The following is a 13,682-nucleotide window of genomic DNA, read 5'->3' as shown; positions in this document are numbered from 1 at the left end:
TCCGCGGGGCCAATTCCCCCGGGGCCCGCCCCACACACATCGCCTGGGGGCCCCCGCCCCCCCCCCCCTGGGGCCCCCCCGCCCGGGACGGTTCCCTCGACCAGTTCCGCCGACACGTTGTCGACAGCGTCGGCGGCGCGGTTCGAGACGAATCCGAAACCTCCGGCGACCGGGAACAACATTCCGGCAACGAGTACGGAGGCGAGTACACAGCTGCCCGCCAGCTTGAGGAGCGCACGTGTGATCGGCACAGCACCAGGGTAGAGGGTGGCCGTCCGGCGTCCGTGACGTGTGGACATTCGGTGTTGTGTATCCGGATTCGCCGATTTTGCGGCGCGTTGGCGGGAGGGTGCCTGACGTGCGTATTCGAGCGTGGGGGCGGCCGACGCGGCGGGGGTCGCAGGGACGGACGTACCAAAAAGTCATCATCCGGTCTTGCGCTCGCGGCATACCTTTACCTAGATTGAGAGCTCAGTGTGATAGAGCTAACACTCAATGTGGAATGTGGTGCACTTCGCAGCGGGGTTCGGGTTGCTGCGGAGTACACGCGATTCCGGAGCGCCGTGACCCGGTGTTCGGACTGGCAAAGGGGCACACCAAATGCATATGACAACCCCCGTCGCTCGCTTGGATGTAGAGCAGGCCGAAGCAAGGATCGCCTGGGTTTCCCAGGCCCGATGCAAGGAAGTCGATCCCGATCAGTTGTTCGTACGCGGCGCGGCGCAGCGCAAGGCGGCGACGATCTGCCGGCACTGCCCGGTCCTGATGGAGTGCGGGGCGGACGCACTGGACAACAGGGTCGAGTTCGGAGTGTGGGGCGGTATGACCGAGCGGCAGCGACGGGCGCTGCTCAAACAGCATCCTGAAGTGACCTCCTGGGCGGATTTCTTCAACGCCCAGCGCCAGCACCAGATGGCCATGTAGCCGAATTCCTATTGGACGACCGGCCGCCGGGCATTCGAATCGTCGAATGTCCGGCGGCCGATTGATCGGCCGGAATACGGCCGAGTGGCCGAGTCAGCCGACGGCCGCGGTATCCACACCCGCCAACTGGGCGCCCACCGCGCGCAGTGCGGTCAAATCGGTGACATCGAACGGCAGCGCGGTCACCGAGACCATCGGTACCCGCGGATGCGCACCGGTGAACCGGTGCAGCAGGTGCTGCTCACGGCGGGCAGTCGCCACCCGGTGGGCGTGTACGCGCAGTACGCCGGCGGTCAGCGGATCGGATTCGCCGATCCGGTCCGCGGCGGTCAGGGCATGATCGGCCGGTAGCGAGCACAACACCGGATGTGTCCGGTTGAGCACCAGCCCGGCCAGCGGCATCTTCTCGGTGGACAGCCGATCCACGAAGAAGGATGCCTCCCGCAGCGCATCGGGCTCCGGGGCGGCGACGACCAGGAAATGTGTACCGGGTTTGGCCAGCATCGCGAAGGTACGGTTCGCCCGCTCCTGGAAGCCGCCGAACAGCGATTCCAACGATTGCAGGAAGTTCGAGGCATCCTTGAGCATCTGACCGCCCACAATGGTCGATACCCCGCGAACCGCCAGGCTCATCGCGCCGGTGACGAACCGCCCGACCCCTCGGCCGGGTGCCATGATGACCCGGATCATGCGGCCCTCGAGGAAGGTGCCCAGCCGTTTCGGCGCGTCGAGGAAGTCCAGGGCGTTCCGTGACGGCGGGGTGTCCACGACGATCAGGTCCCATTCCCGGTGCCCCGCCAACTGCCCCAGTTTCTCCATCGCCATGTACTCCTGGGTGCCGCCGAACGACGAGGCCACCGCTTGATAGAAGGGGTTGGCGAAGATCTGTTCGGCCTTCTCCGGCGTGGTGTGTTCGAGCACCATTTCGTCGAATGTGCGGCGCATGTTCAACATCATGGCGTGCAGTTCGCCCTTGACCTCGGGGCCCAGCTCCACCCGCTGCGGACTGTTGTCCAGATCCGCGACCCCCAGCGACTGGGCCAGCCGCCGCGCCGGATCGATGGTGAGAACCACGACCTTGCGTCCCTGTTCGGCCGCGCGCAAGGCGATCGCCGCCGCCGTGGTGGTTTTGCCGACGCCGCCGGAACCGCAACACACCACGACCCGGGCGGTGGGGTCGGCGAGGATGCCGGAGACGTCCAGGGGTGCCGGGCCGGTCGGTCGGGTGCTCATCGGACTCCCTGTTCGGTCAGGTAGGAGGCCAACTCGTACAGGCCGCCTAGGTCCATACCCTCGTCGAGGGTGGGTAACTGCAATCGCGCGATATCCAGATCCAGCAGATCCGTGGCGCTCTGGTCCTGGGCAGTCAATGTGGCCGAATGCTCGACCGTCTCAGTGAGCAGGCCCGCGAAGTCGGCGGCCGTGAGGGTGATCCCGGCGGCCTCCAGACCGGCGCGGATGGCCTCGGTGCCGAGTTCACCGGCGGCCGCGCCCGCGCGGGTTTCCACACTCAGCGGACTCTGCGCGGCGCGATTGACGATGACACTGCCGATCCGCAGATCGTTCGCCCGCAGCTCGGCCACGGCGTCGAGGGTCTCCTGGACCGGCAACGCCTCGAGCAGGGTGACCAGGTGGATCATCGTCTGATCCGAATGCAGCAGCCGGGATACGCTCTCCGCCTGCCCGGCGATCGGACCGCCCTTGGCGAGTTCGGCCATCGCCTTCGTGACATCCAGGAAGCTGGCGATCCGCCCGGTCGGCGGGGCATCGACCACGACTTCGTCGTAGACCGGCGAGCCCTGCTTGTCGACGCGGACCACGCATTCCTTGATCTTGCCGGTCAGGATGACATCGCGCAGGCCCGGTGCGATGGTGGTGACGAAATCGATCGCCCCCATCCGGCGCATGGCACGGCCGGCGAAGCCGAGGTTGTAGAACATATCGAGGTATTCCAGGAAGGCGTGCTCGATATCGAGTGCGAGTGCCACCACCTCGCCGCCGCCGTCCGCGGTGGCGATCTTCGTTTCGGTGGGTGGCAGCGGCGGCAGATCGAACAATTGCGCGATCGATTGCCGGTTCTCCACCTCGACCAGCAGAACGCGCCGTCCGCCCGCGGCCAACGCCAACGCCAGCGCCCCGGCGACCGTGGATTTACCGGTGCCGCCTTTACCGGATACGTAGTGCAGCCGGGCGTTCGCCGCACGCTCGGGCCATCCGGTTTTCAGGTCCGGGTGGGCCGATTCCGACATCGTCGTTGGTTCTGCCACGGTCGCGAGCCTATAACCCGGACTGGACGGATGCCCGCATACTCCGGATTGTCCTGCTGTGGTGTACCAGACACCGGGATCCGACACCTGTTCGGCGACACCCGGTCCTGCGCCGGGCCGCCCGCCGCGACCCAGTACGCTCGGTGCGCATGAGCGATATCACCCCGTGGGAGTACGCGACCGTACCGCTGCTGACGCATGCGACCAAACAGATCCTGGACCAGTGGGGCGCCGACGGCTGGGAACTGGTGACCGTGCTGCCCGGACCGACCGGTGAGCAGCATGTCGCATATCTGAAGCGCCCGAAGCAGTAAGCGCCGTGGGGGAATCCAACGTGAGCGGACCGGCTACCGAATGGCGTGCGAACCTCGAACGGCTGGGATTGGAAGTGCCCGAGGTGGTGGCTCCGGTCGCCGCCTACCTGCCGGCCGTGCGTAGCGGCGCGTATGTCTACACGTCCGGGCAGTTGCCGTTCGTCTCGGGTGAACTGACGGCGGTCGGCAAGGTCGGTGCCGAGGTATCGGTGGAGGAGGCAGTGCTCGCGGCCCGCTGGTGCGCGCTCAACGCAGTTGCCGCCGTGCACGATCTGGTGGGCCTCGACGAGGTGGTGCGGATCGTGAAGGTCGTCGGGTTCGTGGCCTCCGCACCCGGATTCACCGACCAGCCGCTGGTTGTCAACGGTGCCTCGGAATTCCTGGGCGAGGTGTTCGGCCCCGCCGGTGCGCACGCGCGTTCGGCGGTCGGCGTTTTCGAACTGCCCAAGAACACTCCGGTGGAGGTCGAGCTGATCGCCGAGGTCCGATAGGCCTACCTCCGTGCGCTCGGACTACCGCGACGCCCGTGGCGCTGCCTGCGTTTGCGGAGGGTGACCATGGGCGGAGTGTGCGGATGGCCGTAGCCGAGTTGCGGCCCCCGGCGATGACATCACCGGGCGGGTGGGTGCCGGGCGTAAGCCCGGGACGCGCCGTAATGCGCACCGACTTCTACGAAGGCGGCGATCACGCGCGGCTGGTGCGCACGGCAGCAGAACTAGCGGCTGCCGGAACGATCGTATTCCCGATCGGCCTGCGGCCGGATGCGGACCGCGGAGCAGCCCGGCCGTACGCCTTCATCCGGTATTCCCGGCCGGGAATACCGGGCCGGGATCCGGTGTAGTGCGGATCACCATTGCGGCCACCGGATGTCTCCGGCCTGCTTATCGACTGTGGGAGCCTGCTGTGGGGTTTCCCGGCACGCCGAACCGTCCCGGGATCCGGGACCTGCAACGGCGCTATCGCGCCGTGGACCGTAGATTCGACTCTGTAGCTTTCTGATCGGAGGTGTCGCCGATGACACTCACCCATCCCGCCTACGGGCAATTGCGTGCCGTCACGCCGTCGGCGGCGGTACTGCTTGCCGACAACCCGGGGCCGATGACCCTGGACGGAACCAACACCTGGATCCTGCGGGCCCCCGGGCAAACCCACTGTGTGGTGGTCGACCCGGGCCCGGACGATCCGGAGCATATCGCCGCGATAGCCGAAGCGACCGGTGGCGCGGTGGCACTCACGCTGATCACCCACCGCCATCCGGACCACACCGGCGGAATCGACGAACTGGTCCGGTTGACCGGCTCGCCGGTGCGTGCCATGGAACCGGAATTCCTGCGCGGCGACGTCGTGCCGCTGACCGACGGCGAGGTCATCGAAACCGCGGGTCTGCGAATCACCGTGCTGCACACTCCCGGGCATACTGCCGACTCGGTGAGCTTCCTGCTCGCGGACGCGGTGCTGACCGGCGATACCGTCCTGGGGCGCGGCACCACCGTGCTGGATCGCGACGGCACCCTACGCGACTACCTGCGCTCGATGGACCGATTGCTGGACGAGGGTGCGGGACGCGCCCTGCTACCCGCGCACGGGCCGGACCATCCGGATCTGGAGCCGATCGCGCGGTACTACATCTCGCACCGGCACGAGCGGCTCGCGCAGGTCCGCGCCGCGGTCGGTGAACTCGGCCCGGACGCCGACGCCATGGACGTGGTCCGCAAGGTGTACGCGGACGTGGACGAAAGCCTGTGGCCGGCGGCCCGCAGTTCGGTCGAATCCCAGCTCACTTACCTACGGTCCGAAGCCGACGCCTGAGCGCGTTGTCCCGCTCGACCCGGTCTCGGCCGAGCCCGGATTCGGCGTGGGAAGCACTGATCCGGAGCGGATACGCGGATTGCGGGGCCGGTCCTGCCGGCCCCGCATCGGCGGGGCGCGCTGGGTGCTGCGCTCGGTCTGCAACCAGCAATATCCCGCCGTTGCCTGCCCGTTCATCGATTTCGCCCGGGAGGGATGCGCCCGCGCAGAATGGTCGAAGAATCCCGGTGACGAGATCTCCGGAGGCGGAACAGCCGTTTACGGCGATGGTGCCGCTGCGACGGTCGAATCGGCGTCGCACATGTGACCGGCGCACGAGCCCGCACCAGCCCTGTGTCCTGTCGCGGATAACTCGCGCCGCTGCGGTCCGGTGCGGGAATCCGGTACTCCAGTGCGCAGCCGGATACCTACGAACGACACAGTCGACTGTCCCCTGTGGCCGAGCCACAGCGGACCACGGGCCCCGGTGACTCAGCGCGCTCGGCGGGCCAGCCGCTCGGAATCGGAGATCAGCACGCTTTTGCCCTCGAGACGCAGCCAGCCGCGATGCGCGAAATCGGCGAGCGCCTTGTTGACCGTTTCCCGGGAAGCGCCCACCAGCTGAGCGATCTCCTCCTGGGTCAGATCGTGGGTGACCCGTAGCGCGCCGGCTTCCTGGGTGCCGAAGCGCTGGGCGAGCTGCAACAGCGCCTTGGCGACCCGGCCAGGGACGTCGGTGAAGATCAGGTCCGCGAGGTTGTTGTTGGTGCGGCGCAGGCGGCGGGCCAGCACTCGCAGCAGCTGTTCGGCGATCTCCGGGCGCTGATCGATCCAGGACTTGAGCGCGTCCCGGTCCATGGTGACTGCGCGGACCTCGGTCACCGTGGTGGCGGTGGAGGTGCGCGGACCCGGATCGAAGATGGACAGTTCGCCGAACATATCCGACGGGCCCATGATGGTCAGCAGATTCTCCCGGCCGTCCGGGGAGCGGCGGCCGAGCTTCACTTTGCCGGCGGTGATGATGTACAGCCGATCACCTGGTTCACCTTCATTGAAGATGACGTGGCCGCGGGGGAAATCCACGGGCTGCAGCTGTTTGGCGAGCGCAGCCACCGCGGTGGGCTCAACGCCTTGGAAGATGCCGGCTCTGGCGAGGGCCTCGTCCACGAATGTGCTCCTTATCGGGAATGGCTGTAGTCGTCGGACCGAAGCGGTTCGGCCGACAGTGCAGTCTACGCGGCCTTATCGACGCGCAGTGACAGACACCACGTAAGGAAGGTTAACCGGCAGCTGTCCGGTCCACGGTAGCGGGCGTGCCGAATCAGCTCGCCCGGGCGATATCGAGGGGTTCCTCGGCCTCCTCGCTGCGGTTGCGGCGTCGGCGCATACGCGCCACCGCCGCCGGTAGGCCGAGTTTGGTGAGCTCGTTGACCTCGGCGTTGCTGGCTTTGTCCAGGTAGGCCTGGACCTCCTCGTCGGGCTCGACAAGTTTGCGAAGACGGTTCTCCACTCGTTCCATACCGAGGGCGAACAGCATCAACACCACTGGGAAGAGCGCCACAGCGAGTCCTTGCATGCCGGGTAGTAAACACGGTCGAGGTCTCAGATGGAATACGGGACCAGAACTGGCAGGGCAACGTTGTCGGAGGGTTCCGTATGGTGGACGGGTGCGAATCTCCCCATCCGATACCGCCGGAAGCCCCCTTTCCGGAACAGCCGCGGCGGGTGCGGCGCGCTCGGTTTCCGATGGGGTACGAAATCGGAAAACCGGTACCCGACCGGCCGAAACCCGATTGGGTCTCGTGCGCCGGGCACGCCGCATGAACCGGATGCTGGCGCGGGCATTTCCGGATGCGCACTGCGAATTGGATTTCGGCAATCCACTGGAATTGGCGGTTGCCACGATCCTGTCCGCGCAGTGCACGGATGTCCGAGTGAATATGACCACTCCGGCGCTTTTCGCCGCCTATCCGGACGCGCGCGCCTATGCCGAGGCAAACCGTACGGAGCTGGAGGAACTCATCCGGCCGACGGGTTTCTACCGCAACAAGGCCAATTCGCTGATCGGTCTCGGGCAGGCACTGCTCGAACGGCACGACGGTGAATTACCTCACACGATGGCGGAGCTGGTCCGGTTGCCCGGGATCGGCCGCAAGACTGCCAATGTCATTCTCGGTAACGCGTTCGAAATTCCGGGTATCACGGTCGACACCCATTTCGGGCGTCTGGTGCGCCGCTGGGGCTGGACCACCGAGGAGGACCCGGTCAAGGTCGAGCACGCCGTGGGTGCGCTCATCGAACGCAAGGAGTGGACACTGCTGTCCCATCGGGTGATCTTCCATGGGCGCCGTGTCTGTCATGCCCGCAAACCCGCGTGCGGAGTCTGTGTCCTGGCCAAGGATTGTCCGTCGTTCGGCGCCGGCCCGACCGACCCGGATACCGCCGCCGCACTGGTGAAGGGTCCGGAGGCCGCGCATCTGCTCGAACTGGTGGGCCGTTGAGCCGACCGGTTTTGTGGAAATGGGCATTGACGGCGGTGATCGTGGCATTGGCGGCGGCAGTGGCGTTGTGGCCGCGCGGCGGTTCGGATTCCGGTGGCACCGGAACGACCCCGGAGCCTGCCCAGGAGGTCGATCCCGCGCTGCGGCAGGCGTCGGGCGCCGCGGCCTGTCCCCCCGGCTCCGATTCCTCGCCGGCAGCGGCGGGACTGCTGGTGGATATCATCCTGACCTGCCTGGCCGACGGCTCGCCGGCGACGCCCGGCCGGATGACCGGCGTGCCGATGGTGCTGAATCTGTGGGCCTACTGGTGTGAGCCCTGCCGGACGGAACTGCCGCTGTTCCAGGAATACGCAGACCGGGCGGGACCGGCGGTGCGCGTGCTGACCGTGCACAGCGATCCGGACGAGGCGAAAGCACTGTCGCTGCTTGCCGCGCTCAACAAAGACCTTCGAGACCGGAACCGGCCGGAACTGCGGCTGCCCGGCGTGCAGGACCCCGGCGCTCGGGTGCGGGCGGCGGCGAACGCCCCGAACGCACTACCGATCACGGTGCTGATCCGGCCGGATGGTTCGATTGCCGAATACGTCGCCCGCCCGTTCCGCGATGTCACCGATATAGCCGATACCGTGGCCGGTGCCCTGGGAGTTACCGCATGACCGAAGAACATCTGCCGCCCTGGCTGAGTAGGGCGGCCGGTCCCGGGCAGCCCGATTTCTCCGACACTCTGGGGCGGACGCGGGTATTGCGCCGCACCATGGCCGGCCAGGTCCGCAAGGCTGCCGTACTGGTTCTGTTCGCGGGCGATCCCGCCGGTGACCCGGACGCGCCGGGTGAACTGCCCGCCGACGCCGAGGTTCTGCTCACCCAGCGAGCCTCCACGATGCGCCAGCACCGCGGCCAGGTCGCTTTCCCCGGGGGTGCGGTAGATCCCGGCGACGAGGGGCCGATCGATACCGCGCTGCGCGAGGCATGGGAGGAGACCGGGCTCGACCGCGCGGGTGTCGTGCCCGTCACTACCCTGCCCGAGCTGTTCGTACCGCCCTCACGCTTCGATGTGACCCCGGTTGTCGCGTATTGGCGCACACCGAGTGAGGTGCGTGTCATGGACCGCGGGGAAACCGATCGGGTGGTCCGCGTGCCGATGGCGGACCTGCTGGATCCGGCGAACCGTTTCCTGGTGCGCAGCGCGCTCGGGTACCGGAGTCCGGCATTCCAGGTGGACGGAATGTTGGTCTGGGGGCTCACCGGCGGCATACTGGCCGGACTCATGACTTCACTGGGCTGGGAATCGGAATGGGACCGAACCGACGTGCGTGATCTGGAGCAGGCGCTGGCCGCGGTGGGGATGGTGTTGTGAGCTCTTCGGCGTGGCTCGATATCGCGGTGGTGATCCTGGCGCTGGCGGCTGCGTCGTCCGGGTGGCGGCAGGGCGCCGTGGGTTCCGCGCTGGCCTTCCTCGGGGTGGTGCTGGGCGCTGTGGCCGGAATCCTCATCGCCCCGCATATTCTCGTGCACATCGACGAAGGCCGCAGCCGGGTATTGGCCGGTGTGCTGCTCATCGTGCTGCTGGTGATCGTCGGTGAGATCGCCGGGATGGTGCTCGGCCGAGCGGCACGCAGCGGTATGCGGCATCCGTTCGCGCGCGGCGCCGACAGCACGGTCGGCGCGGTGCTCATGGCCGGTGCGGTACTGGTCACGGCGTGGCTGCTGGCGCTCCCGCTGGCCACCTCCTCGCAGCCGGCCATCGCCTCGGCGATCAACAGCTCGCGGGTACTCGCCGATGTAAACCGGGTGGCACCGGACTGGTTGCGCAAACTGCCCAACGAGTTCTCGAAACTGCTGAACACTTCGGGCCTGCCGGATGTGATCGGGCCGTTCGGCCGTGCGCCCATCGCGGCGGTGGAACCTCCGGACCCGAGTGTGCTGGCCAGTCCCGTGGCCGAATCGCTGCAGCAGAGTGTGCTGCGCATCCGCGGTGTCGCGCCGAGTTGCCAGCGCGCGCTGGAGGGTTCGGGGTTCGTGGTGGCGCCGGAACGGGTGATGACCAACGCGCACGTGGTGGCCGGAACCACCAGTGTGACGGTGGATTCGGCCGCGGGTCCGTTGGAAGCGACAGTGGTGGAATTCGATCCGTCCATGGATATCGCGGTGCTGTCGGTGCCCGGACTCACCGCGCCGGTGATACCGCAGGCGCCGGAAGCCGCGGGTTCGGGCGAAAGCGCGATCGTGCTCGGTTATCCGGGCGGTGGCCGCTACACCGCGAGCGCCGCCCGGGTCCGCGAAACCCTGGACCTCAGCGGTCCCACCATCTACCGCGACGGGACCGTCGAACGCGAGGTGTACACCGTGCGCGGTCAGGTGCGGGCGGGTAACTCGGGTGGTCCGCTGGTCGATACCGAGGGCAATGTGCTGGGGGTGGTGTTCGGCGCCGCCGTCACCGACGACGACACCGGATATGTGCTGACGCTGAACGAGGTCCGTGAACGGATCACCGCGGCACCCTCGTCGACCGCGCCGGTCGCCACGGGCCCCTGCGTGCTGAGCTGAGCCGGGCGGTAGCGCACGCGCGGGTTGTCTCGGCTGTGTCCGAAGCCGGCACGCCCGCCGCCGGTTACAGCGGTACGCGTCGACAGGTTTGTCCGTGCCCGCCATCGTTTCCGCCGCTGGGGCGAGCCCTGGCTGTTCGGTGGAGACAGGACGGCGCCGTCGTGCTGTGCGGCCCGCAGACGGTCCCCGGGCCTTCACGCACCTACAGGTGTCAGGGTCTGCACCGTCGTGCGGGCCGACTGCCGCGGCCTCGTGCGCGAAGCCGACCCGCCGGCAGCCCGTGGTCTCATCCGCGAGCAGGCCGTGAGGAGCTCGCGTGCGGTATCGACAAATCGGTCAGGTGGAGCTGTCGCGTCTTCGCGGGCCCTCGCCGGCGAGGAGTTTCGCGATCTCGGCGGTGACCGCGTCCGGGTTCTCCTGGTGCGCGAAATGCGCGGCGTCGCGGACGGTCACCACCCGCCGTCGCGGCGAGAGGTGTGGGGCGCGGTGCACCGTATGCGGGAGGATGTAGCGGTCGAATTCGCCGCGTATCGAGACCACCGGTATGTCGACGGGTTTGCGCATCACTGCGATGAACCGGCGTCCGTCGGGACGCCATTGGCTGCGGAACGCCCACCGTTGGTATTCCAGCGCGCAATGAGCTGAGCCGGGAATCCGGATCGCCGAAGCCATCCGGGCCGCGGTATCGGCGCATTCCGCGGTATCGGACCAGCTGGGTGAACAACGCGCCGTCAGCAGCTCGGCGGCGCCGCGGCCGTCTTCTCTGGTGAGCAGATGTTCGGGATAACGGGGCAGCTGAGCGCGCAGGAAACCCGGTAGGAAGGCGCGGCGCTGCGCGTTGTCGCGCCATATCGAGCTCTTGAGTGCCGCTGGGTGCGGTGAGGACACCACGGCGATTCCGCGCACCAGGCGCGGATGCAGAACCGCGGTCGCCCAGCACACCAGACCCCCGTCGGCATGTCCGACCAGGGTCGCGTCGCTGTAGCCGAGTGCGCGGATGAGCCCGGCGATATCACCGGCCAGGGTCCAGCCGTCGTAACCGCGTGGGGGTTTGTCGCTGTCGCCGTAGCCGCGCAGGTCGACCGCGACGGCGTGGTAGCCGAGTTCGGCCAGGGCGGTGAGCTGATGCCGCCAGGTCCACCAGAAGTCGGCGAACCCATGCAGCAGCACCACCAGTTGCGCCGCTGGGGCATCGGGCCCGGCGGCGCGGTTTTCGCCGGGGCCGGCGGAAGCTACGTGCAGCCGTATCCCGTTGGCGTGCACATCACGATGCGTCCAGACACCGTCGTAGCGCACGCTCGACGGGTCCGGGGGAAAGTTCGACGCCACGGCGTCCGAGCGTAGTGAACGCCCGGTCGCCTCCGGTGTCTGACCCGGCTCAGCGCGTGGTCTTCTCCAGCGCGGAGGGGTTGTCGTGGCTGCCGAGCCCGGAGGGCAGGACTGTGCGGGTCTGTTTGAGGGAATCGATCGTCTTCTCCGGTGCCCGCAGTTTCTTGACCTTCCGGTAGCCCAGGAACGCGAGCAGCGCGGTGACCAAGATCATGAAGGCGAAGACGATCCAGAACGCGGCCCAGCGGGTGAGCCAGATATCCAGCGTTTCGGCGACCGCGAAGAAGAAGAAGAAACTGCTGAACAGCAGCACGGTCAGCGCGCCGATGAAGAAGACGCTGCCCTGCAGCCCCTTCTTGATCTCACCGGTGACCTCCGCCTTTGCCAGCGCCACCTCGGCGCGGACCAGGGTCGAGACCTGTTCGGAGGCGTCGCGGACCAGACTGCCGAAACTGGCCGAGGCGTGCGGGTCGATCTCGGACAGCGGAATCGAGGTGACCGTGCCGCCTCGTGCGCCCTCGCCGTTACCGCCCTGTGTGACACTCACGTGGTCGACCCTCTCCCTGTCCCGATCCTGCTCGGTCTTACTGTTCTGGTTCTAGCGCATCCGCGTCACGTCGCGCTTGGTGGACACGCCCACGCCGCAACAGTAGCGCCGAACCGATCAGCGACGCGGCCATGGAGGTCACCAGCACCGCGGCTTTGGCCAATTCGGCGGACGCGGGATGGTCCTCCAATGCCAGTTCCGCCACGAGCAGGCTAACGGTGAACCCGATCGCGCCCAGCACCGACAGGGCGAACATATCGCGATAACCCAGATGCGCGGGACGTTTGGCGACGCCGGTGCGGATGGCGAGCCAGCTGATCCCGAAGATGCCGATGGTCTTACCCAGCAGCAGACCGAGAATGATCGCCAGGGACAGCCGCTCGGTGAAGAGGTCGCCCAGCACTTCGCCGTTGATCGGCACGCCCGAGGCGAACAGGGCGAACAGCGGTACACACAAACCGGCCGAAATCGGCTGGATTCTGTGTTCCCACCGAGTGGCAGGTGCTTCGTATTCGCCTGGGTCGGTGCGGACCCGGGTCAGCAGACCGCACGCGACTCCCGCGAGCGTTGGATGAATATGCGCCTCGTGCAGCGCGTACCAGCACACCAGCGCGAGGGGGATGTAGATCAGCGGCGAATTCCAGCGCCGGTGCTGGGCAAACCACCAGGCGGCGCAGCAGGCGAGCGCCACCAGCAGCCAGGTGAGCGCCAGCCCGGTGGTGAACAGCACCGCGATGAGCACGATCGCCATCAGATCGTCCACCACGGCGAGGCTGAGCAGGAAGACCCGGGCGCTGGCCGGGATCCGGGAGCCGGTCATCGCCAGCACCGCGAGCGCGAAGGCGATATCGGTGGCGACCGGGATGGCCCAGCCGCGGTCCATACCCTCGACACCGAAACCGATGCCGTAGGCGATCAGCGCGGGGGTGACCACACCACCGGCGGCCGCGATGATCGGCAACGCGGCCCGTTTGGGGTCGGCCAGTTCACCGACGACGAGTTCGCGTTTGAGCTCGAGTCCGGCGACGAAGAAGAAGACGGCCAGCAGCCCGTCCTTGACCCAGTCCGCGAGGGTCAGGTCGAGGTGCAGGGGCGGGATCGCCAGATGGGTTTCGGTGAGGGTCAGATAGCTCGCACCCCACGGTGAGTTCACCCAGAGCAATGCCACCGCGGCGGCGACCAGGAGCAGTGAACCGCCCACGGTTTCGGTGCGCAGGTATCTGGCGAGTTCCGACCGGGGGCTACTCAGCACGGGGAACCTTTCGGTCGAACGGACATGTACTGCGTCCGCCCGCCCGGGCGATTCCCGGCGAGCGCACGACCATCTCGCCGACCAGACTTCCCGGCACACCGTATGCAATCTTAACGGTCGGTTACCTCACACCTCCCGCGCATCTCCCGGCGGGTGTGCGGGGACGATCCAGTGCGGTACCCGCGGCGTGCCCCGTACGACGGTTCGGACCGG

18 protein-coding genes are annotated in these 13,682 nt (G+C 67.5%); 10 read left to right on the top strand and 8 right to left on the bottom strand.

Features of this window, described 5'->3' with window-relative positions; genetic code table 11:
- Window positions 1-182: hypothetical protein (locus tag QH195_RS03920; protein ID WP_432278826.1), on the bottom strand; the 182-nt coding region annotated here is incomplete at its 3' end.
- A gap of 418 nt (window positions 183-600) precedes the next feature.
- Between QH195_RS03920 and QH195_RS03915 the strand changes: the two genes are divergently transcribed.
- Complete coding sequence (locus QH195_RS03915; RefSeq protein ID WP_033243922.1) at window positions 601-924, top strand: WhiB family transcriptional regulator; 324 nt, start codon at window positions 601-603, stop codon at window positions 922-924.
- Between the two features lie 93 nt (window positions 925-1,017).
- On the opposite strand, the gene QH195_RS03910 is transcribed toward QH195_RS03915, so the two are convergent.
- Together QH195_RS03910 and QH195_RS03905 are read right to left on the bottom strand one after the other, a co-directional pair.
- Window positions 1,018-2,157, bottom strand: coding sequence for an ArsA family ATPase (locus tag QH195_RS03910; protein ID WP_280434335.1), 1,140 nt, complete (start codon window positions 2,155-2,157; stop codon window positions 1,018-1,020).
- Complete coding sequence (locus tag QH195_RS03905; protein WP_280434338.1) at window positions 2,154-3,173, bottom strand: ArsA-related P-loop ATPase; 1,020 nt, start codon at window positions 3,171-3,173, stop codon at window positions 2,154-2,156. The genes QH195_RS03910 and QH195_RS03905 overlap by 4 nt, the downstream gene beginning before the upstream one ends.
- Window positions 3,174-3,340: 167 nt before the next feature.
- On the opposite strand from QH195_RS03905, the gene QH195_RS03900 reads away from it, so the two are divergent.
- From QH195_RS03900 to QH195_RS03880, 5 genes are all read left to right on the top strand, one after another.
- Window positions 3,341-3,505 (top strand): DUF4177 domain-containing protein, encoded by a 165-nt coding sequence (locus QH195_RS03900; RefSeq protein WP_157116249.1) that lies wholly within the window; start codon window positions 3,341-3,343, stop codon window positions 3,503-3,505.
- Window positions 3,506-3,525: 20 nt separating this feature from the next.
- Window positions 3,526-3,996 (top strand): RidA family protein, encoded by a 471-nt coding sequence (locus QH195_RS03895; protein ID WP_280420728.1) that lies wholly within the window; start codon window positions 3,526-3,528, stop codon window positions 3,994-3,996.
- Window positions 3,997-4,079: 83 nt separating this feature from the next.
- Complete coding sequence (locus QH195_RS03890) at window positions 4,080-4,346, top strand: hypothetical protein (RefSeq protein ID WP_280434334.1); 267 nt, start codon at window positions 4,080-4,082, stop codon at window positions 4,344-4,346.
- 173 nt (window positions 4,347-4,519) lie between these two features.
- On the top strand, window positions 4,520-5,314 hold the full coding sequence (locus QH195_RS03885; protein WP_280420727.1) for an MBL fold metallo-hydrolase: 795 nt from the start codon (window positions 4,520-4,522) through the stop codon (window positions 5,312-5,314).
- Window positions 5,315-5,360: 46 nt separating this feature from the next.
- Window positions 5,361-5,621 carry a hypothetical protein gene (locus QH195_RS03880; protein ID WP_280434333.1) on the top strand — a complete coding sequence of 87 codons (261 nt, stop codon included), beginning with the start codon at window positions 5,361-5,363 and terminating at the stop codon, window positions 5,619-5,621.
- Window positions 5,622-5,785: 164 nt separating this feature from the next.
- Here the strand turns inward: QH195_RS03880 and QH195_RS03875 are convergent, their stop codons facing one another.
- On the bottom strand, window positions 5,786-6,460 hold the full coding sequence (locus tag QH195_RS03875) for a Crp/Fnr family transcriptional regulator (protein ID WP_033243926.1): 675 nt from the start codon (window positions 6,458-6,460) through the stop codon (window positions 5,786-5,788).
- 154 nt (window positions 6,461-6,614) lie between these two features.
- Window positions 6,615-6,854 (bottom strand): hypothetical protein, encoded by a 240-nt coding sequence (locus QH195_RS03870; RefSeq protein WP_081595241.1) that lies wholly within the window; start codon window positions 6,852-6,854, stop codon window positions 6,615-6,617.
- A 232-nt stretch (window positions 6,855-7,086) separates the two neighbouring features.
- On the opposite strand from QH195_RS03870, the gene nth reads away from it, so the two are divergent.
- Genes nth through QH195_RS03850 form a run of 4 tightly spaced genes read left to right on the top strand, consistent with a single transcriptional unit; the run spans window position 7,087 to window position 10,341 of the window.
- Window positions 7,087-7,794 (top strand): endonuclease III, encoded by a 708-nt coding sequence (nth, locus tag QH195_RS03865; RefSeq protein WP_280420746.1) that lies wholly within the window; start codon window positions 7,087-7,089, stop codon window positions 7,792-7,794.
- Window positions 7,791-8,450: a TlpA disulfide reductase family protein gene (locus tag QH195_RS03860; protein ID WP_280434332.1), complete on the top strand. Its 660-nt coding sequence runs from the start codon at window positions 7,791-7,793 to the stop codon at window positions 8,448-8,450. Before nth ends, QH195_RS03860 begins: the two co-directional genes overlap by 4 nt.
- Entirely contained in the window at window positions 8,447-9,151 is a 705-nt protein-coding gene (locus QH195_RS03855; protein WP_280420725.1) for an NUDIX hydrolase, read from the top strand. The genes QH195_RS03860 and QH195_RS03855 overlap by 4 nt, the downstream gene beginning before the upstream one ends.
- Window positions 9,148-10,341: a MarP family serine protease gene (locus tag QH195_RS03850; protein WP_280420724.1), complete on the top strand. Its 1,194-nt coding sequence runs from the start codon at window positions 9,148-9,150 to the stop codon at window positions 10,339-10,341. Before QH195_RS03855 ends, QH195_RS03850 begins: the two co-directional genes overlap by 4 nt.
- 336 nt (window positions 10,342-10,677) lie before the next feature.
- On the opposite strand, the gene QH195_RS03845 is transcribed toward QH195_RS03850, so the two are convergent.
- From QH195_RS03845 to nhaA, 3 genes are read right to left on the bottom strand one after another with little or no spacing between them, the layout of a single operon-like run.
- Window positions 10,678-11,670 (bottom strand): alpha/beta fold hydrolase, encoded by a 993-nt coding sequence (locus QH195_RS03845; RefSeq protein WP_280434331.1) that lies wholly within the window; start codon window positions 11,668-11,670, stop codon window positions 10,678-10,680.
- Window positions 11,671-11,719: 49 nt separating this feature from the next.
- Window positions 11,720-12,217: a phage holin family protein gene (locus QH195_RS03840; RefSeq protein ID WP_280420722.1), complete on the bottom strand. Its 498-nt coding sequence runs from the start codon at window positions 12,215-12,217 to the stop codon at window positions 11,720-11,722.
- Window positions 12,218-12,254: 37 nt separating this feature from the next.
- Window positions 12,255-13,466, bottom strand: a complete 1,212-nt coding sequence (nhaA, locus tag QH195_RS03835; RefSeq protein ID WP_280434337.1) for a Na+/H+ antiporter NhaA — start codon at window positions 13,464-13,466, stop codon at window positions 12,255-12,257.
- Window positions 13,467-13,682: the final 216 nt, after the last annotated feature.

It is taken from the genome of Nocardia carnea, from assembly GCF_029868855.1.
GTDB lineage: Bacteria > Actinomycetota > Actinomycetes > Mycobacteriales > Mycobacteriaceae > Nocardia > Nocardia carnea_A.
This window is presented reverse-complemented; position numbering and strand designations above follow the sequence as displayed.

Coding starts and splice junctions, on each gene's coding strand:
- QH195_RS03915 (WP_033243922.1), top strand. CDS start 601: ATGCATATGACAACCCCCGTCGCTCGCTTGGATGTAGAGCAGGCCGAA.
- QH195_RS03910 (WP_280434335.1), bottom strand. CDS start 2,157: ATGAGCACCCGACCGACCGGCCCGGCACCCCTGGACGTCTCCGGCATC.
- QH195_RS03905 (WP_280434338.1), bottom strand. CDS start 3,173: ATGTCGGAATCGGCCCACCCGGACCTGAAAACCGGATGGCCCGAGCGT.
- QH195_RS03900 (WP_157116249.1), top strand. CDS start 3,341: ATGAGCGATATCACCCCGTGGGAGTACGCGACCGTACCGCTGCTGACG.
- QH195_RS03890 (WP_280434334.1), top strand. CDS start 4,080: ATGGCCGTAGCCGAGTTGCGGCCCCCGGCGATGACATCACCGGGCGGG.
- QH195_RS03885 (WP_280420727.1), top strand. CDS start 4,520: ATGACACTCACCCATCCCGCCTACGGGCAATTGCGTGCCGTCACGCCG.
- QH195_RS03855 (WP_280420725.1), top strand. CDS start 8,447: ATGACCGAAGAACATCTGCCGCCCTGGCTGAGTAGGGCGGCCGGTCCC.